This is a genomic window from Geothermobacter hydrogeniphilus (assembly GCF_002898515.1).
GTDB lineage: Bacteria > Desulfobacterota > Desulfuromonadia > Desulfuromonadales > Geothermobacteraceae > Geothermobacter_A.
In genome coordinates this window covers 20,251-37,894 of the sequence record NZ_PPFX01000043.1, presented here as the reverse complement: position 1 = coordinate 37,894, position 17,644 = coordinate 20,251, and the positions used below count along the sequence as shown (strand labels likewise).

Sequence of the window (17,644 nt, the reverse complement as noted above, 5' to 3'; positions counted from 1 at the left end):
CCTTGTCGGCGGACCGCACAAGTCATTGGCCTGCCTGAGCTTCCCAAAAATCACCGACGAACCTATGGGTGCACCTCAGATTTTTGCAAACCGCATTCAGACCAGCACTTACATTCTTCATCCAATATGACCCCCATGGTAAAAATCTTCCTCTGATATGAGGGATCCCGAACTGGTGGAAAAAACTAAACTCTTCGGGAAGATATCCGATATATCAGTTTATTGTTCAAGTTCCAGGGGCGTTGCCGGAGCGACTCAGTATTCTTGTCGTCTTTTTCATGATGCGTGAACGCCAGTCATGCCTGGTGACGCCGGCCGCTGTATACTGACAAGGTTGATTCCCTGGTCAGATTCCGGCAACTGGAAGTTTTTCAGCGCAATGCTGTTTTTCTGAGAGAAAGGAGGCCCTGCGTGACTCAGGCTCTGATTGCAAAAACGAAACTGGCCGACCTGGTCAGCTTTCTGGCCTCGTGCGGGAAGGTTGTCGGGCCGGTTCCCCTGGGCCATGGCCAGTTCAAGTTCGCCGAGGTCAGTTCGCTTGCCGAAATGGCCCTGGACTACATTCCGACCATCCTGCCGCCGAAGAAGTACTTCATGCCCCAGTATGAAACCCTGCTGCGCTACGATGGTGCCGACGGCCAGCAGATGCAGGCCGTGGTCGAGGTCGAGGAACTGGTGCTGTTCGGGGTGCATACCTGCGACCTGGCCGGTATCCAGTGTCTCAACGTGGTTTTTTCCGATCGGCCCCGCGATCTGCATTACATGATCCGCAAGAATCACATCACCCTGATCGGTCTGGAGTGCAGCGACTACTGCGACGGATTCGCCAGTTGCGCCATGCTGCGCAACCATCTGCCGAAAGGTGGTTACGACTTGTTTTTCAGCGAGTTGAGTGACGGCTACTTCGTTGATATCAAGACCCATAAAGGGGAGCAGCTGGTCGAGGAATCGGGCCTGTTTGAACCGGTCAGCGATGCCGCGCGGGAGCAGCTTCAGGAACTGCGCCGGTCCAAGAAACAGATTTTCCGCAGCGAAGTGCCGATCCGCTACCAGGATATTCCGCGGCTGTTCGACGAAACCTTCGACAGCGATGTCTGGACCAGGATCGGGGAAAAATGCCTCTCCTGCGGCAACTGCACCAATGTCTGCCCGACCTGCTACTGACTTCGCCGCGATCCACCGTCCCCGGCAGATCGTTTTTCTGGATGCCGCTGATTTCGGTGGCCGGCCCGGAGAACTGCGGCGTATTGAGCCTTCTGAACTGATTGACCGCTCGCTGAGCAGCCATCGATTGCCATTGTCGGCGCTGATCGATTGGATCGAGGCTGGATATCCGGTCCGTTGCCGCTGTCTTGGCATCCAGGCGGGCTGTATGCAACTGGGGGAGAGCCTGACCCCGGCGGTCGCCGCCCCCGCCGATCAGTTGATCGGCTGGTTCGCGCGTCGGCTGAAAACGACGCGGACCTGTTCCCGCAACGTTGCTTCCTGAATTTCTTCTTCGCCGTTTTTTCTCCCCCTCCCGATTCTGACAGGCAGTTCCCGACCTCCCGGCCCGTTACCTCGAAGGGGTGCTCGTACCAGAACACCCTGCGTCGTGAATGACCGTGCGGAATTTTGATCCAGGTCAAGGTCTGCAGAGTGAAGCAACGTTAGTCTTCTCTAAATTTTTTTTTGGGGGGGGGAAAGGAGGTGTTTTTGGTGTCCATGCCGGCACCGGCCGGTTTTTTTTGGTGAAACATGGGGCAATGTGTCACCCCGGAATGACCACTAGAGATGGAGGAAAAAGGAATGAAACGAGGAATCTGCCTGTTTGTCATGTTATTGCTGGCCCTGCCACAGGTCGCCGCCGCTGTTGAGTTTGGTGAGGTTGTGACCAAGGCGAAAAAGATCACCCTCGGGGCCGCCGTGCGGACCCGCTATGAAAACCGCTACAATCATGATTTTGATGGCGCCACGCCCAACAGCTCCGATTTCACCCTGCTGAGAACCCGGTTGAATATCGGCATGGATGTTACGGATGATGTCAAAGCCTTTATTCAGATCCAGGATTCGCGCATCTTCGGCGCCAACCAGAACGAGGCCGACAACGGGCAGAGCCTGGACCTGCGCCAGGGCTATGTCGATATCCTGAAGTTCGCCGGGTTGCCCCTGACCCTGCGGGTTGGTCGGCAGACCCTGGTGTACGGCGATCAGCGGCTGATCGGCGCCTTCGATTGGAACAACGTGGGACGTTCCTTCGATGGCGCCAGGGCCATGATCCATCTGGCGGACAACCTGCAACTCGATCTGTTCGCGACCAAGGTCGCCGAACTGGACAACGCGGTCGGCGAGCAGGAGTCGATCAAGCCCTTCTCCCCGACCCTGGTTTCCGGCAATGCGACCGCCGGTGCTGACGAGGACCAGAACTTTTACGGCGCCTACGCCATGTGGACACCCGGCAAACAGGTGGCCGATTTCTACCTGCTCTACATGGAGGACAACTCGCCCACTGTGGTTCCGACCCGGGGGATCGGCGCCGGGACGCCGCTCACCGCGGGAACTGAAAATATCGAGTTGTGGACCGCCGGTACCCGCCTGAAGGGGCCGGTTCCGCCCCTGGCCGGACTGGATTACGGCTTCGAGGGTGCCTACCAGTTCGGCGACGGGGCCGGTCTCGACATCAGCGCCTTCGCCCTGCACGGCGAACTCGGTTACGTCCTGCCGCTGTTCCGGAAATCCCGCCTGAGCGTCGAGGCCAACTGGGCCAGCGGCGACGACGATCCGACCGACGGCGATTTCAACACCTTCAGCAACCTGTTCCCGACCAATCACCTGCACTATGGCTACATGGACCGGATCGGCTGGAGCAACGCCCGCAACTACGCGCTCAAGTTGGACAGCCAGATCAACGCCAAGCTGAAGACCAAACTGCACTTCTGGTATTTCGAACTGGCCGAAGAGGAGGACGCCCTTTACCATGCCGGAGGCGGGACCATCTTTGGCGCCGGCGCCGCCAATGGCGAGAGCGAGGTCGGCCAGGAGATCGACCTGGTCGCGACCTACAAGTACAATCAGGTGCTGACTTTCGAGGCGGCCTACGCGCACTTTTTCGTCGGTGATGCGGTCGAGAACGCCAAGACCGAGGCGGCCGATGCCGATTTCGCCTATGTACAGATGAACCTGAAGTTCTAGTCGGGGCGGTGGATCAAGTCTTCAACCTGTTTGTCGCGGCCACTGCTCATCCGGTGGCCGCGTTTTTTGCAGCCTTGCCGGGGAAGCGTTGCCCGGAATCAGGGAAGTTCCCCGCGCAGCAGGCTGCCGGCCCGGTCGAGATCTTCACTTGAACCGAGCAGCATCAGGGTGTCGCCCTCTTCCAGGCAGAATTCGGCGGTCGGATTGTAGAGAATCCGTTCCTCGCGCACCACGCCGACCACCATGGTCCCGGTGCGGGCGCGAAACTGCAGTTCCGCCAGGGTGCGCCCCATGCAGGGGGAACGTTCGGGGAGGGGGCGGAACTCGATCCGGCCGCCTTCAAGCACGCTGAGATAGCCGGCCAGGTCGGCCGGCGGGACGGTCGGTTCACGCAGGCCGCCGTAGTGTTCCAGGCGCAGGGAGGCGATCAGCTTGAGGGTCTTGCCTTCGGGAATGGCAAAGCTGCGCAGCAGGCAGGCCGCCATCTGCAGGCTGGCCTCGAATTCATCGGGGATCACCTCGTCGGCGCCGAATTCGTAGAGCCGGTCGAGATCGAGGACGAAGCGGGTCCGCACCAGGATGTAGAGCCGGTCGTTGATTTCCCGGGCGGCCTGAATGGTGCCGGCCAGTGCGGACGGGTCATTGATCGCCAGCACCAGGGCCCGGGCCCGGCCGGTACCGACCCGTTCCAGCACCGTGCGTGACGTGGCGTCGCCGTAGACGATGAACTCTCCCCGATCGCGGGCGCGGCGGACGATTTCACCGTTCATTTCGATGTGGATGTAGGGAATCTGCATTTCCCTGAGCACCCGGGCCACGTTGCGCCCCGCCAGACCGTAGCCGGCGATGACCACATGCCCCTGCAGGTTGGCGGTCTGTTCCTCCTCCGTGTCACTCCAGGACTCCTTGCGGCCGCCCAGCATGCCCGCCAGTCGTTTGGCGATGACCCCGGCGCGTGAGAAGAGCAACGGCGTGGTCATCATCGACAGGGTGATGACGAACAGGGTGATCTGGTAGCTGTGTTCGGGGATCAGATACAGGGACCTGGCCTGTTTGAGCAGGATGAAGGAGAACTCCCCCACCTGGAACAGGATCAGCCCGGAAAGCAGCGAAATGCGCAGCGGAAATCGCGCCCAGAGCGCGGCCAGGGTGGCGGTGAGAGCCTTGAGCAGACAGAGCAGCAGGAAAAGGCCGAGGATCAGCGGACCGTCATCGCTCAGGCTGCGGACATTGACCAGCATTCCCATGGAGATGAAGAAGATCGCCAGGAAGGTATCCCGAAAGGGGATGATGTCGGCCAGCGCCTGGTGTGAGTAGTCCGACTCGGCCAGGGCCAGCCCGGCCAGAAAGGCTCCCAGGGCCAGGGAAAGCCCGGCCAGGTGGGTGATCCAGGCCGTTCCCAAAACCAGGAAGAGGATGGTCAGCCGGAACAGCTCCGGGGCCCTGGTGCGCAGCACGCCGATCAGCAGCGGTTGCAGCAGGTAGCGGGAGAAAACGAACAGCCCGGCCAGCAGGCCGAGCGCTCCGGCGGCGCCGAGCAGGGTGAATTCCCGGGCCTGTCCTCCCAACAGGGGAAGCGCGACCAGGAAAAAGATCACGCTCAGGTCCTGGAACAGCAGTACGGCGAGGGCGATCCGGCCATGGGCGGAATCGAGCTCGCCTTTCTCCAGCAGCAGCTTGAGGACAATGGCGGTCGAGGAGAGTGCCAGGGCCATTCCCAGCACCGCCGCGGTCTGCACCGGCAGCCCGGCCATGACGGCCAGTCCGCAGATCAGCAGACCGGTCAGAATCACCTGGGTGGAGCCGCATTTCAGCAGCAGTCCTTTCAGGCGTAGAATTCGGCTGACCGAGAACTCCAGGCCGATGGTGAACAGCAGCATGATCACCCCGATATCGGCCATCATCTCGACATCGTCGATGCCCCTGATCAGGTGAAAGCCGTAAGGACCCACCAGCAACCCGGTTACCAGGTAGCCGATGATCGGCGAAAGTTTGATCAGGCGGCAGAGAAAGGCGATCGCCAGGGCCAGGCCGAGCAGGATCAGGATATCTTGCAGGGAGATGGTGGTCATGACGTATCCCGGAGCGAGGAGGAAATGGCTGTTGCGGTGCGGTTATGCCACCATGCCACCATGCAACAACGGTCATGGAGTGTTCAGGGCAACCTGAATCTGTGAGTTCCTGTTGGATGGAAAGTGCAAGTGCTTGGCCTGAATGGGATTTTCAAAAATCTGAAGCGCACCCACAGGTTCGCTGGTGATTTTTGGGAAGCTCAGGCAGGTCAATGACTTGTGCTGTCCGCCGACAAGGAATTCATTGATTCAGGGTAAGTATAGCGGATTCGGAGGGGGAAAAAAGAAGGGCGGCCTTTTCGGCCGCCCGGTATGGTTCCGTCTCCGCTATTTCCCCCACTTCTCCCGGATGCGCCGGACCGCGGTTTCAACGTTGTTCCGCTCACCGAAGGCGCTGAGGCGGAAGTAGCCCTCTCCGGAGGGACCGAAGCCGCTGCCCGGGGTGCCGACAACAAAGCATTCGTGCAGCAGCTTGTCGAAGAAATCCCAGCTGCTCATTCCCTGAGGTGACTTCAACCAGATGTAGGGGGCGTTGACCCCGCCGTAACACTGGATGCCGGCGGCGGTGAGCCCTTCGCGGATGATCCGGGCGTTCTCCATGTAATAGTCGATCACCTCTTTCACCTGGGCCCAGCCCTCTTCCGAGTAGACTGCGGCGGCGGCCTTCTGCACTGGGTAGGAGACGCCGTTGAACTTGGTGCACTGGCGGCGGTTCCAGAGCTGATTGAAGCTGGTGCGTTCGCCACCGGCGGTGGTGCCGGTCAATGCTTCGGGAACCACGGTCAGGCCGCAGCGCACCCCGGTGAAACCGGCGGTTTTGGAAAAGGAGCGGAACTCGATGGCGCATTTTTCAGCGCCTTCGATCTGGTAGATCGAATGGGGAATGTCATCCTCGGTGATAAAGGCCTCGTAGGCGGCGTCGAACAGGATCACCGCATCGTTTTCCAGGGCGTAGTCGACCCAGCCTTTGAGTTGCTCCCGGGTTGCCACGGTGCCGGTCGGGTTGTTCGGGAAGCAGAGGTAGACCAGATCGACTTTTTCGTTCGGGAACTGCGGAGTGAATCCATTTTCCTCGGTGCAGGGCATGTAGATGATGCCCTCGTAGTAGCCCTGCTCATTCATGTTTCCACTGCGACCGACCATGACGTTGGTGTCGTTGTAGACCGGATAGACCGGATCACCGATGGCGACCTTGTTGGAAAGATCAAAAATGTCGAGGATGTTGGCACTGTCGCACTTGGAGCCGTCGGAGATGAACACTTCGGATGGTTTCAGTTCAACGCCGAGTGGTTTGTAGGCCTTGTCGATAATGATCTGCGACAGCCAGTCGTAACCCTGCTCGGGGCCGTAACCATGAAAGGTTTCGTCCCGGGCCATCTCATCCACGCCCTCGTGAAAAGCCTTGACCACCGCCGGGACCAGCGGCCTGGTGACATCGCCGATGCCGAGCCGGATAACGTCGGCATCCGGGTTGGCGGCGGTAAATTCGGAAACCCGGCGACCGATCTCGGGAAAGAGGTAGCCGGCCTGGAGTTTCAAATAGTTATCGTTGATTCTGGCCATTCGGAAAAACTCCTTTTTAATGATTATTCAATGCGGAGAAAAGGAAACGGTCTGCCGCCAAGTCGTCAAGACCGCCAAGAAGGTCAAAAACTCTATTTAACGGAGAGGCGGAGAGGAGCAGAGACGGAGAGAAAATCTTTTGGGTTTAAAACCAAAAACTGCTTTTGGTTTTCTCTGCGCCCTCTCCCTCTCTGCGGCTCTCCGTTAAAAAAGCTTTTCTTGGCGGCTTGGCGGCCCAAAATGGTTTCCGTGTCTTACCGTTTCCGTGGTTTACCGCAAGGGGGTGCTAGCCCAGCCCCAGTACCGCCTGCATATCGTACATCCCGGCCGGTTTGCCGCCCAGCCAGGCGGCGGCGCGGATGGCGCCGCGGGCGAACATGTCGCGGTTCATGGCGCGGTGGGTCAGTTCGATGCGTTCGCCCATGCCGATAAAGTAGACGGTGTGCTCGCCGACGATATCGCCGCCGCGGACCGTCTGCATGCCGATCTCTTCGGTGGTCCGTTCGCCGCACATCCCTTCGCGGTGGTAGTTGGCGACCTGGTTGTAGTCGCGCCCGAGGGCTTCGGCGACGATCTCGCCCATGCGCACCGCGGTTCCGGAGGGGGAGTCTTTCTTCTTGTTGTGATGCAGCTCTACGATTTCGACATCGAAGCCTTCGCCGAGGGTTTGGGCGATGTCCTTGAGCAGCTTGAAGCAGACGTTGACGCCGACGCTCATGTTGGGGGCGAAGACGACCGGAACCTGTTCGGCAAAGGCCTGCAGATGTTCACGCTCTTCGGGGGTAAAGCCGGTCGAGCCGACCACCATCGCTTTGCCGATCCGGGCGCAGACCGCGGCATTGGCCAGGGTCACCTGCGGAAAGGTGAAATCGATCAATAGATCGGCTCCGGTCAGCGCCTCTTCCAGGGAATCGCTGATGGGGACGCCGAGTTCGCCGCAGCCGGCGACATGGCCGGCGTCCTGGCCGAGTTTCGGGTGCCCGGCCATCTCGACGGCGCCGACGACCTGCAGTTGATCACTTTCGGTCGCCAGGGTGATGATCCGCCCGCCCATGCGGCCGGCGGCTCCGGTAACGGCTATTCTGGTCATAGTTGAAAACCTTGAAGAGTCTGGTGTGAGATGCGCAGAAGTTTTTTGCCGCCAAGACGCCAAGGCCGCCAAAAAGGTCAAAAACTCTATTTAACGGAGAGGCGGAGAGGAGCAGAGACGGAGAGAAAATCTTTTGGGTTTAAAACCAAAAACTGCTTTTGGTTTTCTCTGCGCCCTCTCCCTCTTTGCGGCTCTCCGTTAAAAAGCTTTTCTTGGCGTTCCTGGCGCCTTGGCGGCGATCTTCCTTTCCGTCTTGTTCAGATCAGCGCGTACTTTTTCAGTACCGCCTGCAGTTTCTCCAGGCTGCCCGGCTGCAGCGGCGACAGCGGCAACCGCACGTCGGCGCGGCACTTGCCCATCAGGCTGGCCGAGGTCTTGACCGGCACCGGGTTGGCCTCGATGAACATCAGCTGGTGCAACTCCAGCAGCTTGAGGTGCAGCTCGCGGGCCCTGGCATAGTTGCCTTCCTGAGCGGCGACCACCATCTGCTTGACCTGGGCCGGGGCGATGTTGGCGGTCACCGAGATGACGCCGATCGCGCCGCAGGCCATCAGCGGGAAGGTGAGAAAATCGTCGCCGGAGATGACGTCGATCTTGTCACCGGCGTTGGCGATGATCTCGCTGGCCTGGGTGATGCTGCCGGAAGCTTCTTTGATGGCGACGATGTTGTCGATTTCGGCCAGACGGCAGGTGGTCTCGGCGGCGATGTTGATGCCGGTGCGGCCGGGAACATTGTAGAGCACCTGCGGCAGGGCGACCTCGGCGGCAATCTTCCGGTAGTGCAGGAAGATTCCCTCCTGCGAGGGTTTGTTGTAGTAGGGGCAGACCAGCAGCAGGCCGTCGGCGCCGTTGGCCTTGGCGTTCTGCGACAGGTGAATCGCCTCGGCGGTGTTGTTGGCGCCGGTTCCGGCGACCACCGGGATGCGTCCCTTGACCTGGTCGATACAGGTCTTGATGACCCGGTCGTGCTCTTCAAAGCCGAGGGTGGCCGATTCGCCGGTCGTCCCGCAGGGGACGATGACATCGGTGCCGTTCTCGATCTGGAACTCGATCAGCTGGCGGTAACTCTCTTCATCAAATCGGCCGTCTTCCCCGAAAGGGGTGATGATGGCGACCATGGACCCGGAAAAATGCGACATGAAAGGACCTCCTCCTGTTGCGTGGAACAGCGGTATTTTTTTCTTTCCCCGATAAGATTCCCTTGGTAGCACAGACCGAAACTATTGTAAACCGTCGGCGGGGACAGTGACCAGGTTGGAAAGTTCGCTTTCCAGCTCGGTGCCGTCCCGCTTCCAGACCGCGCGGACGGCATAACGGTAGCTGTTGCTTCCAGAGATGGTGAAATCGTCGTAACCGGTCCCCTGTTCGGGCGTGGCGTTGAGCGGCAACAGGGCCAGCGGGGCTGATCCGGTGGCCCGGTAGAGGTGGTAGCCGAGCAGTGTCATGCCTTCAACGGGTTTGACCGGTTGCCATTTCAGGCGGATGAATCGTTTCAGGCTCGTTGCCGAGAGTTCTTTCGGCGCCATCGGCGGCTGCAGGTAAGGGCGGCGGACCTTGGCCGGCACCCCCGGGTAGCCGCCGACGGTGACCGCGCTGACGCGATACTGGTAACCGCGACCGGCCAGCAGCTCCTGCCGGTCGATCAGGAGATAACGGCCGTTGACGACCTGGACGTCACCCGGGAAGTCGGGGTCGACATCACGCAGCAGGGCCGAGGTGTCGCGGCATTCGAGGCAGTCATCGGCCGGGTCGTAGCTCATACGGTAGACGGCGAAATGATCGAGGTCGGTGATCGGCGTGCCGTCCTGGTTGTTTTTCGGCGCCTGCCAGGAAACGCGCATCGCCGCACCGAGTTGGCGGACCGAAAGATCCTCCACCGCCTTCGGCAGAGGCTTCAGCAGAGGCCTGGGGGCCGCCTTGTGCCCGCAGGCGGACAACAGCAGCCCGCAGATCAGGATGAGGACCGGGGTTCGGATAAGCATCGCTCAGTTGCGGCCGCGCGCCTGGCGGGCACGGGCGATTTCCCGTTCCACCGCTTCGCGGGCGGTGCCGCCGGTCGCCTTGCGGGAATTGACCGAGGCTTCGAGGGTGACGAAATCGAAGATATCGGCGCCGATGACGGGTGAGAACTGCTGGAACTCTTCGAGACTCAGTTCCGGGATGTCCTTGTTGTTCTCGATGCAGTAGCGCACCGTCTTGCCGACGATTTCGTGGGCTTCGCGGAAGGGGATGCCCTTGCGCACCACGTAGTCGGCGACGTCGGTGGCGGTCGAGAAGCCGCGGGCGGCGGCGATCCGCATGTTGTCGGCCCGGACCTGCAGCTGGGCGATCATGTCGGCAAAAATCTTCAGCGATCCCTTGACCGTGTCGAGGGTGTCGAAGAGCGGCTCCTTGTCCTCCTGCATGTCCTTGTTGTAGGCCAGCGGCAGTGATTTCATCAGCGTCAGCAGGCTGATCAGGTTGCCGTAGACGCGACCGGTCTTGCCGCGCACCAGTTCGGGGACGTCGGGGTTCTTCTTCTGCGGCATGATCGAAGAGCCGGTGCAGAAAGAATCGGAGAGCTCGATGAAGTTGAAATCGGCGCTCGACCAGAGGATCAGTTCTTCCGACAGGCGCGACAGGTGCATCATCAGGATGCTGGCGGCGCCGCAGAACTCAAGGCCGAAGTCGCGGTCGGAGACCGAATCGAGGCTGTTGCGGGTGACACCGTCGAAACCGAGCTGCTCGGCGACCCATTCACGGTCGATGGGGAAGGTGGTTCCGGCCAGCGCCCCGGCGCCGAGGGGCAGCACATTCATCCGCCGCCGCAGGTCACGCAGGCGACCGGCGTCACGCAGGAACATCTCGTGGTAGGCGAGCAGGTGGTGGGCGAAGAGCACCGGCTGGGCGGTCTGCAGGTGGGTGTAGCCGGGCATGATGACATCGATATTGGCCTCGGCCTGGTCGAGCAGCGCCCCCTGCAGCGCGTCGAGGTAGTCGGCCAGGCCGTCAAGTTCATCACGCAGGTAGAGGCGGATGTCGAGGGCCACCTGGTCATTGCGTGAACGGGCGGTGTGCAGCTTGCCGCCGACCGGACCGATCTGTTCGATCAGGCGTTTCTCGATGTTCATGTGAATATCTTCGAGGGCCACCGAGAATTTGAACTTGCCGGCATTGATCTCCTCGAGGATTTCATTCAGGCCGTAGACGATTCGTTCGGCGTCCTTGTCGCTGATGATCTTCTGTCTGGCCAGCATCCGGGCATGGGCGATCGAGCCCTGGATGTCATAGCGGTAGAGCCGCTGGTCGAAACTGATCGAGGCGGTGAATTCTTCAACGAACTTGTCGGTCGGCTGGGTGAAGCGCCCGGCCCAGGGTTTTTCGCTCATGGTCGTTTCCTTGTGTTGTCTCTGTTAACCTGAATCAGTGAGCCCCTTGTCGGCGGATAGCACAAGTCATTGATCTGCCTGAGCTTCCCAAAAATCACCAGCGAACCTATGGGTGCGCTTCAGATTTTTGAAAATCCCATCCAGAACAAGCACTTGCACTCTCCATCCAACAGGTACTTACTGATTCAGGTGTTAATGCCGGGGCATGGCCGGGAGTTGAAAAAGCCACGTTCCCCGGGCTGAGCAAAAATGTCCAGATGCAAGGCGCCCGTAACCTTGCGGCATAAGGCGTACCGGAAGGTACGTCGTTGACGCGGGGTGAGGACAACGCCGTAGATGGGCGTTTTTCATCAGCCCGCTAAAGAAGGTTTCCACTGCCGGCGACCCGCCCCACCAGCTCTTCGCTGCTCATCCGTGTCCATCCTCCGTCCCGGGTCGGGCGGAAGATGGAATGGATCTTCAGCGGCACCCGGGTGGTGCGGGGGTCGAGCTCGTGAAAGACCGGCAGGTTGAAAAAATACAGCCGCGGAGCGCTGCCGAATCGCAGTCGACAGACCGGCAGGCCGTCGAAATCGTCGGTGGCGAATTCACTCAGCTGAACCTGTTCAAGTTTGTGGCTCTCGTGAATGATGACACTCGAATGTCCGAAGCCGTCTTCTCCGCTCGGGACGCCTTCGCAGCGGGTTCCCGCCGCACTGTTGCAGAACAGGGTGATGGCGTCCCGCACCCCCGGAGTGTATTCGAGATATTCGCCGTAGAAACCGTTGACCACATCCCTGAACGCCTGATGTTCAGGTTTCGGATTGCATTCGATCACCGCCAGCAGGTCCAGCCGTTGCCGGGTTTCGAAAAAAAGCTTGTTGGCCCGTTCGATGATGACACTGATGTTCGACTGGTAGAGGTCGCGGTAGACATAGTCGAGACAGATCAGGGCCATGAAGTTGAAGCAGGTCGGGTGACAGCGGAAGAGCGGGAAAACCTTGCCCCGGTAAAGGTCGTGCCGGGCGTCGAAATGCTCTTCTCCGCCGAACGGATGACTCTTGGCCTCGAAAAAGACCCGCAGTCGGCCGTCCTGCTCCTTGCAGGCGATCAGGCAGCTGTTGACCGGCACCTGCTCCACCTCGCCGGCATCGAGATCGCGATCGACGGCGGCGAGGATTTCCCTGTTGTCCGCACGGTAGCGGCACAGCAGGTCGCGAAAGCGGGCCAGGCTGATGTGTTCGAGGCCGATGATGGTGATGGTATTCGGTCGAAACCGGCGTTCGATCAGCTCCAGGGCCGCAAAAATCTGTTCGGCCGGCAGGACCAGTTCCGGCAGCAGCAGAAAATGGAGTTTTTTCAGGTTCCCCCGGCCTTCGGCAACCAGCTCCAGGATGGTGCGGACCTGCCGCCACTGTCGTTCCGGTTCGCGGATGCGGAAGGCGAAATCGGTCCGTTCGAGCAGGTTCGGCACCTGGCAGGTAAGGGCGTGCAGGTGGTGTCCACGGGGGAACGCAACCTGGATATCCTTCTCGACGATACGGACCATAAAGTTTTCCGGAATGCTCTCAGGAACGCGGCATCTGCAGCTGATCGGGAACCTCCCCGGCCACGTCGATGGCCGCGGAAAGCTTGCCCCACGGCAGGTGGGGGAAAACCTGGCCGAGAATATAGCGGCAGCCCGGCGGCAGGGCCATGGCGGGCAGTTCCTCCTCCGTGACCCAGCGTGCCTCGGTACATTCGCTGCCGTTCGGTTGCAGTTCCCCGCCGGTCAGTCGACAGCGGTAGTAGAGGATGACGTAATGATCCCCCTTGCTGCCGATGTCGATGTGTTCGTAGACATCGATCAGTTCCTCAACGCTGACTTCAAGTCCGACCTCCTCCACAACTTCACGGTGCAGGGCGGAAAGGATCGCCTCGCCATGGTCGATTTTGCCGCCTGGCATCACCCACTGGCTGCAGAAGGGCTCGATACACCGCCGGGTCAACAGGGTTCGTCCCTGTTCGTCGATGATGCAGGCGACAACCGAGGTCTTGATCTGTTGTTTGCGAAAATCCATGGGTACATTAACCCCGGCGAAGGGCCAAGGGCAAAAGGCCAAAGGTTGACCGGGCCCGATTCCCTTAGCCTTTCGCCCTTCGCCGCTTCTCGATTTTCAACCGGCCTTGCCTTTATTCATCATACTACGAATTCTCAGCCGCAGCGCGTTGAGCTTGATGAAGCCTTCGGCGTCGGCCTGGTTGTAGACCTCATCGGCCTCGAAGGTGGCGAACTCCGGGTTGAACAGGGAGTGGGTGTCCGATTTGCGGCCAACCACCCGGCAATGTCCCTTGTAGAGTTTGACCCGGGCGACGCCGTTGACCGTCTGCTGGGTCTCGTCGATCAGGGTCTGCAGCGCCTCCCGCTCAGGCGAGAACCAGTAGCCGTTGTAGACCATCGCCGCGTAGCGCGGAATCAGTGAGTCGCGCAGGTTCATCACCTCACGGTCCATGGTGATCTGCTCGACACCGCGGTGGGCTTCTTCGAGGATGGTGCCGCCGGGGGTTTCATAGACGCCGCGGCTCTTCATGCCGACGTAGCGGTTTTCCAGCAGGTCGAGGCGGCCAATGCCGTGCTCGTAGCCATAGGCATTCAGCTTCTCAAGCAGGGCCGCCGGCGAGAGCCGTTCGCCGTTGACGGCGACCGCGTCCCCTTTCTCGAACTCGATCTCCAGGTATTCCGGCTGGTCGGGGGCATCTTCAGGCCGCCGGGTGAGCAGGTACATCTCCTCCGGGGCCTCGGCCCAGGGGTCTTCCAGCACGTCTCCCTCGAAGGAGATGTGCAGCAGGTTGCGGTCGCTGCTCCAGGGGAATTTCTTGCTGGTTGGAATCGGGATGCCGTGCTTTTTGGCATAGGCCTCAAGCGCCGAGCGGCTGTTCAGATCCCACTCCCGCCAGGGGGCGATGACCTTGACCGAAGGGTCGAAATGGTAGTAGCCGAGTTCGAACCGCACCTGGTCGTTGCCTTTGCCGGTCGCTCCGTGAGAAACCGCATCTGCGCCTTCCTTGGCGGCGATCTCCATCTGCGCCTTGGCGATCAGCGGCCGGGCGATGGAGGTGCCGAGAAAGTAGCGGCCCTCGTAGATGGCGTTGGCGCGGAACATCGGGAAGACGAAGTCGCGGACGAACTCTTCACGCAGGTCGAGGATGTGGCAGGCCACCGCGCCGGTATCTTTGGCCTTCTGCGGGATATGGTCAAGTTCTTCACCCTGCCCGAGGTCAGCCGAGAAGGCGACCACTTCGCAGCCGTACTCCTCGATCAGCCACTTGAGGATAATCGAGGTATCCAGCCCGCCGGAATAGGCGAGTACCGCTTTTTTAACCGAACCGTATTTGCTCATTGTATGACTCCTTGGTTACGTCTCTGAACGATGCAAAGTTTGCAACTGACAACTGATAGCTGACAGTTAGCAGTTTGCAGTTTGCAGCTGACAACTGACACTCACAGTTTGACAACCTTGGTATCGGCAATTTTATCGTGCAGACCCCGGTGCTGCTCGTCGAACAGCACCATCAGGTAGCCGCAGCCGAAAAGCATGGTCGAAATGAACTTGCCCACCAGTTCGCGGAAGATGGCGGCGCCGAAGCCGATCTCTCCGCCACTGTTGCGGACCACCTTGATGCGGGTGACCATCTTGCCCGGGGTCTGGCCGCAGTAGCCGATGAAGAAAACGCTGAACAGCCAGCTGACGGCAATGACGGTGAACAGGGCCAGCCCGCTCATCATACCGAGAACACGTTCATTGCTGCCGCCGAAAAAAGCAATGATCAGGTAGAGTCCGATCGCGATGACGATGGTCAGCAGCCCGTAGGCCAATCCGTCGATCAACTGCGCCACCAGACGCAGGCCGAAGCCGGCGGTCTGCGGCAACGTCCGGGTCACGGGCAGAGACGGCCTGACGCGAGGTTCGGCCTCGGACCGGGGTTCGGCCGGTTCCTTCGGCGGCCAGGGAAACCGCTTGCCGCATTCGGGGCAGAGCACCCGGACGACGTTGGCCGGAACCGTCAGCGGATCGATGTCGCGCGAATAGCGGCAATGGGGGCAGGTGATGGTCATATAAGTTGGTTAAAGTTGAAAATTAAGTTCGGCCAAGGGCTAAGGGCTAAGGGTTGTCTTTTCTCCTTTAGCCTTTGGCCTTTAGCCGCTTTTGCTCTTACCCGCTTTTACCCTTTATCCCATCAGGGTTGCCATAATCGCCTTCTGGGCGTGGAGACGGTTTTCAGCTTCGTCGAAGACGACCGACTGCGGTGACTCGATCACCTCGTCGCTGATCTCTTCGCCACGATGGGCCGGCAGGCAGTGCAGCACAATCGCGTCCTTCGCCGCCGCGTCGAGAACCCGCCGGTCGAGCTGGAATCCGGCAAAGGCCTGACGGCGTTTTTCCGCTTCTTCCTCCTGCCCCATGCTGGCCCAGACGTCGGTCGACAGGACATCAGCGCCGTCCGCCGCTTCCAGCGGATCATCGGTAAAGCTGAGGTCGGCGCCGAGCTTTTCGGCGCGGGCAACCACGTCGCTGTCGGGACGGTAGCCTTTCGGGGTGGCGACCCACAGCCTGAACCCGAGGACCGCGGCGGCGTTGATCCAGCTGTTGGCCATGTTGTTGCCGTCGCCGATCCAGGCGAAGGTCAATCCCTGGTAGCCGCCCTTGTGTTCGATGACGGTAAAAATATCGGCCATCAGCTGGCAGGGGTGGTAGAGATCGGTCAGGCCGTTGATGACCGGGGCGTCCGACCATGTTGCCAGCTCTTCGACCGCCTGCTGCGAATAGGTGCGGATCATGATGCCGTCGCAGTAGCGGGCCATGACCCGGCCGGTATCCCTGACCGGTTCGCCGCGCCCCATCTGGGTGGTTCCCGAATGCAGGAACAGGGCATGGCCGCCGAGCTGGTGCATGCCGACCTCGAAAGAGACCCGGGTACGGGTCGAATTCTTCTCGAAGATCATCGCCAGGGTTTTGCCTTCCAGCAGCCGATGCGGTTCGCCGCGTTTCTGCCGGGCCTTGAGGTCGCCGGTCAGGGCGAACAGCTGGTCGAGGTCCGCCTTGCTCCAGTCGGTCAGGCAGAGAAAGTCTTTGTTCATTGGGTCACTCCTGACATCTCTCGGAAAATATCTTCAATAATATCAATTGCCTGGTCAACTTCGCTGCGGCTGACGGTCAGCGGAGGGACCAGGCGCAGCACCCTGCCGACCGTGCAGTTGATCAGCAGCCCTTTCTGCATCGCCCGGACGACGATGTCGGCACCCTCGATATCGAGTTCGACGCCCAGCATCAGGCCGCGGCCACGGACATCGCGTATGAAGGGGAAATCCTTTTTCAGCTGCTCCAGGCGGAACCGGAGGTAGGCGCCGACGGCGACGCAGTTGTCCAGAACATGCCCTTCGAGCAGCACCTTCATGGTGGCGATGCCGGCGGCGGCGATCAGCGGGTTGCCGCCGAAGGTCGAGCCGTGGGTGCCGGGGCCGAAGCTGGTGGCGACTTCCTCGGTGGACAGCATCGCGCCGATCGGCGGACCGCCGCCGAGGGCCTTGGCGAGCGTCATGATATCCGGCTCGATGGCGTCGTGCTGGTAGGCGAAGAGGTGACCGGTGCGGCCGCAGCCGACCTGGACTTCGTCGAAAATCAGCAGCAGCTGATGTCTGTCGCAGAGCTGCCGCACCTGCTTCAGGTAACCGGCGGGGGGCAGGTTGACACCCCCTTCGCCCTGGACCGGTTCGAGCAGGACGGCGCAGGTCTCGGGGGTGATTGCCGCTTCGAGGGCGTCGATCTCGCCGAAGGGGACGTAGCTGAAGCCGGGGACCGTCGGGGCGAAACCGGTTCGGACCTTGTCCTGCCCGGTGGCGCTGATGGCGCCGAGGGTCCGGCCATGAAAGGATTCGAGCGCGGTGATGATGCCGGAACGGTCGGAACCGTGCTTGTCCAGGCTGTATTTGCGTGCCAGCTTGATCGCCGCCTCGTTGGCCTCGGCCCCCGAATTGCAGAAAAAAGCCCGGTCGGCGAAACTGTTGGCGGTCAGCAGTTCAGCCAGTTCGATCTGCTGGGGGATATGGTAGAAGTTGGAGCAGTGCAGCAGGGTCGACGCCTGCTGCTGCAGGGCTGCGACCACCTGCGGGTGACAATGGCCGAGATTGTTGACCGCGACCCCGGCCAGAAAGTCGAGATATTCCCTGCCGTCGGCATCCCACAGCCGGCACCCGGCACCGCGTACCGGGACCAGCGGGTAGCGACCATAGGTGCGGGTGATGACGTGCTCACCCCGTGATATCCAGTTGGCTGATGTGGTCATATGGTTCCCTTCGGGAACAGGCGCGGGGTGCGGGGCGAGGGGCGCGAGGTCGAATGGGCCGCCAGGGGCGGCCAACA

15 protein-coding genes are annotated in these 17,644 nt (G+C 60.7%); 3 read left to right on the top strand and 12 right to left on the bottom strand.

The window, feature by feature from the left end:
* Positions 1-411 precede the first annotated feature (411 nt).
* From C2E25_RS17545 to C2E25_RS14835, 3 genes are all read left to right on the top strand, one after another.
* Positions 412-1,164 (top strand): Ni/Fe hydrogenase subunit beta, encoded by a 753-nt coding sequence (locus C2E25_RS17545; RefSeq protein ID WP_158247284.1) that lies wholly within the window; start codon positions 412-414, stop codon positions 1,162-1,164.
* The gene (locus tag C2E25_RS14840) at positions 1,142-1,489 is read left to right on the top strand and encodes a hydrogenase maturation protease (RefSeq protein WP_158247283.1); all 348 of its coding nucleotides are present in this window, start codon (positions 1,142-1,144) and stop codon (positions 1,487-1,489) included. The genes C2E25_RS17545 and C2E25_RS14840 overlap by 23 nt, the downstream gene beginning before the upstream one ends.
* A 299-nt stretch (positions 1,490-1,788) precedes the next feature.
* Complete coding sequence (locus C2E25_RS14835) at positions 1,789-3,171, top strand: alginate export family protein (protein WP_158247282.1); 1,383 nt, start codon at positions 1,789-1,791, stop codon at positions 3,169-3,171.
* 98 nt (positions 3,172-3,269) lie between these two features.
* Here the strand turns inward: C2E25_RS14835 and C2E25_RS14830 are convergent, their stop codons facing one another.
* The 12 genes from C2E25_RS14830 to C2E25_RS14775 all read right to left on the bottom strand — a co-directional run bounded on the left by C2E25_RS14830 (position 3,270) and on the right by C2E25_RS14775 (position 17,567).
* Positions 3,270-5,243, bottom strand: a complete 1,974-nt coding sequence (locus C2E25_RS14830) for a cation:proton antiporter (RefSeq protein WP_103116504.1) — start codon at positions 5,241-5,243, stop codon at positions 3,270-3,272.
* A gap of 327 nt (positions 5,244-5,570) precedes the next feature.
* Positions 5,571-6,806: an LL-diaminopimelate aminotransferase gene (locus C2E25_RS14825; protein WP_103116503.1), complete on the bottom strand. Its 1,236-nt coding sequence runs from the start codon at positions 6,804-6,806 to the stop codon at positions 5,571-5,573.
* A gap of 286 nt (positions 6,807-7,092) precedes the next feature.
* Positions 7,093-7,896: a 4-hydroxy-tetrahydrodipicolinate reductase gene (dapB, locus tag C2E25_RS14820; RefSeq protein ID WP_103116502.1), complete on the bottom strand. Its 804-nt coding sequence runs from the start codon at positions 7,894-7,896 to the stop codon at positions 7,093-7,095.
* A 257-nt stretch (positions 7,897-8,153) separates the two neighbouring features.
* Complete coding sequence (gene dapA / locus C2E25_RS14815) at positions 8,154-9,035, bottom strand: 4-hydroxy-tetrahydrodipicolinate synthase (RefSeq protein WP_103116501.1); 882 nt, start codon at positions 9,033-9,035, stop codon at positions 8,154-8,156.
* Positions 9,036-9,116: 81 nt separating this feature from the next.
* Positions 9,117-9,878 (bottom strand): fibronectin type III domain-containing protein, encoded by a 762-nt coding sequence (locus tag C2E25_RS14810; RefSeq protein ID WP_103116500.1) that lies wholly within the window; start codon positions 9,876-9,878, stop codon positions 9,117-9,119.
* Between the two features lie 3 nt (positions 9,879-9,881).
* Positions 9,882-11,264, bottom strand: a complete 1,383-nt coding sequence (argH, locus tag C2E25_RS14805; RefSeq protein ID WP_103116499.1) for an argininosuccinate lyase — start codon at positions 11,262-11,264, stop codon at positions 9,882-9,884.
* 358 nt (positions 11,265-11,622) lie between these two features.
* Positions 11,623-12,792 carry a hypothetical protein gene (locus tag C2E25_RS14800; RefSeq protein ID WP_103116498.1) on the bottom strand — a complete coding sequence of 390 codons (1,170 nt, stop codon included), beginning with the start codon at positions 12,790-12,792 and terminating at the stop codon, positions 11,623-11,625.
* A 19-nt stretch (positions 12,793-12,811) separates the two neighbouring features.
* Positions 12,812-13,303 carry an NUDIX domain-containing protein gene (locus C2E25_RS14795; protein WP_103116497.1) on the bottom strand — a complete coding sequence of 164 codons (492 nt, stop codon included), beginning with the start codon at positions 13,301-13,303 and terminating at the stop codon, positions 12,812-12,814.
* A gap of 96 nt (positions 13,304-13,399) precedes the next feature.
* A complete protein-coding gene (locus C2E25_RS14790; RefSeq protein WP_085011213.1) occupies positions 13,400-14,623 on the bottom strand; it encodes an argininosuccinate synthase in 1,224 nt (407 codons plus the stop codon).
* Positions 14,624-14,724: 101 nt separating this feature from the next.
* Positions 14,725-15,339: an RDD family protein gene (locus C2E25_RS14785; protein WP_103116508.1), complete on the bottom strand. Its 615-nt coding sequence runs from the start codon at positions 15,337-15,339 to the stop codon at positions 14,725-14,727.
* 114 nt (positions 15,340-15,453) lie between these two features.
* A complete protein-coding gene (gene argF, locus C2E25_RS14780) occupies positions 15,454-16,362 on the bottom strand; it encodes an ornithine carbamoyltransferase (RefSeq protein WP_103116496.1) in 909 nt (302 codons plus the stop codon).
* A complete protein-coding gene (locus C2E25_RS14775; protein WP_103116495.1) occupies positions 16,359-17,567 on the bottom strand; it encodes an acetylornithine transaminase in 1,209 nt (402 codons plus the stop codon). Before C2E25_RS14775 ends, argF begins: the two co-directional genes overlap by 4 nt.
* Between the last annotated feature and the right edge of the window lie 77 nt (positions 17,568-17,644).

Coding starts and splice junctions, on each gene's coding strand:
- C2E25_RS14795 (WP_103116497.1), bottom strand. CDS start 13,303: ATGGATTTTCGCAAACAACAGATCAAGACCTCGGTTGTCGCCTGCATC.
- C2E25_RS14835 (WP_158247282.1), top strand. CDS start 1,789: ATGAAACGAGGAATCTGCCTGTTTGTCATGTTATTGCTGGCCCTGCCA.
- C2E25_RS14800 (WP_103116498.1), bottom strand. CDS start 12,792: ATGGTCCGTATCGTCGAGAAGGATATCCAGGTTGCGTTCCCCCGTGGA.
- dapA (WP_103116501.1), bottom strand. CDS start 9,035: ATGTCGCATTTTTCCGGGTCCATGGTCGCCATCATCACCCCTTTCGGG.
- C2E25_RS14825 (WP_103116503.1), bottom strand. CDS start 6,806: ATGGCCAGAATCAACGATAACTATTTGAAACTCCAGGCCGGCTACCTC.
- C2E25_RS14840 (WP_158247283.1), top strand. CDS start 1,142: ATGTCTGCCCGACCTGCTACTGACTTCGCCGCGATCCACCGTCCCCGG.
- C2E25_RS14785 (WP_103116508.1), bottom strand. CDS start 15,339: ATGACCATCACCTGCCCCCATTGCCGCTATTCGCGCGACATCGATCCG.
- C2E25_RS14775 (WP_103116495.1), bottom strand. CDS start 17,567: ATGACCACATCAGCCAACTGGATATCACGGGGTGAGCACGTCATCACC.
- dapB (WP_103116502.1), bottom strand. CDS start 7,896: ATGACCAGAATAGCCGTTACCGGAGCCGCCGGCCGCATGGGCGGGCGG.
- argH (WP_103116499.1), bottom strand. CDS start 11,264: ATGAGCGAAAAACCCTGGGCCGGGCGCTTCACCCAGCCGACCGACAAG.
- C2E25_RS14790 (WP_085011213.1), bottom strand. CDS start 14,623: ATGAGCAAATACGGTTCGGTTAAAAAAGCGGTACTCGCCTATTCCGGC.
- C2E25_RS14810 (WP_103116500.1), bottom strand. CDS start 9,878: ATGCTTATCCGAACCCCGGTCCTCATCCTGATCTGCGGGCTGCTGTTG.
- argF (WP_103116496.1), bottom strand. CDS start 16,362: ATGAACAAAGACTTTCTCTGCCTGACCGACTGGAGCAAGGCGGACCTC.
- C2E25_RS14830 (WP_103116504.1), bottom strand. CDS start 5,243: ATGACCACCATCTCCCTGCAAGATATCCTGATCCTGCTCGGCCTGGCC.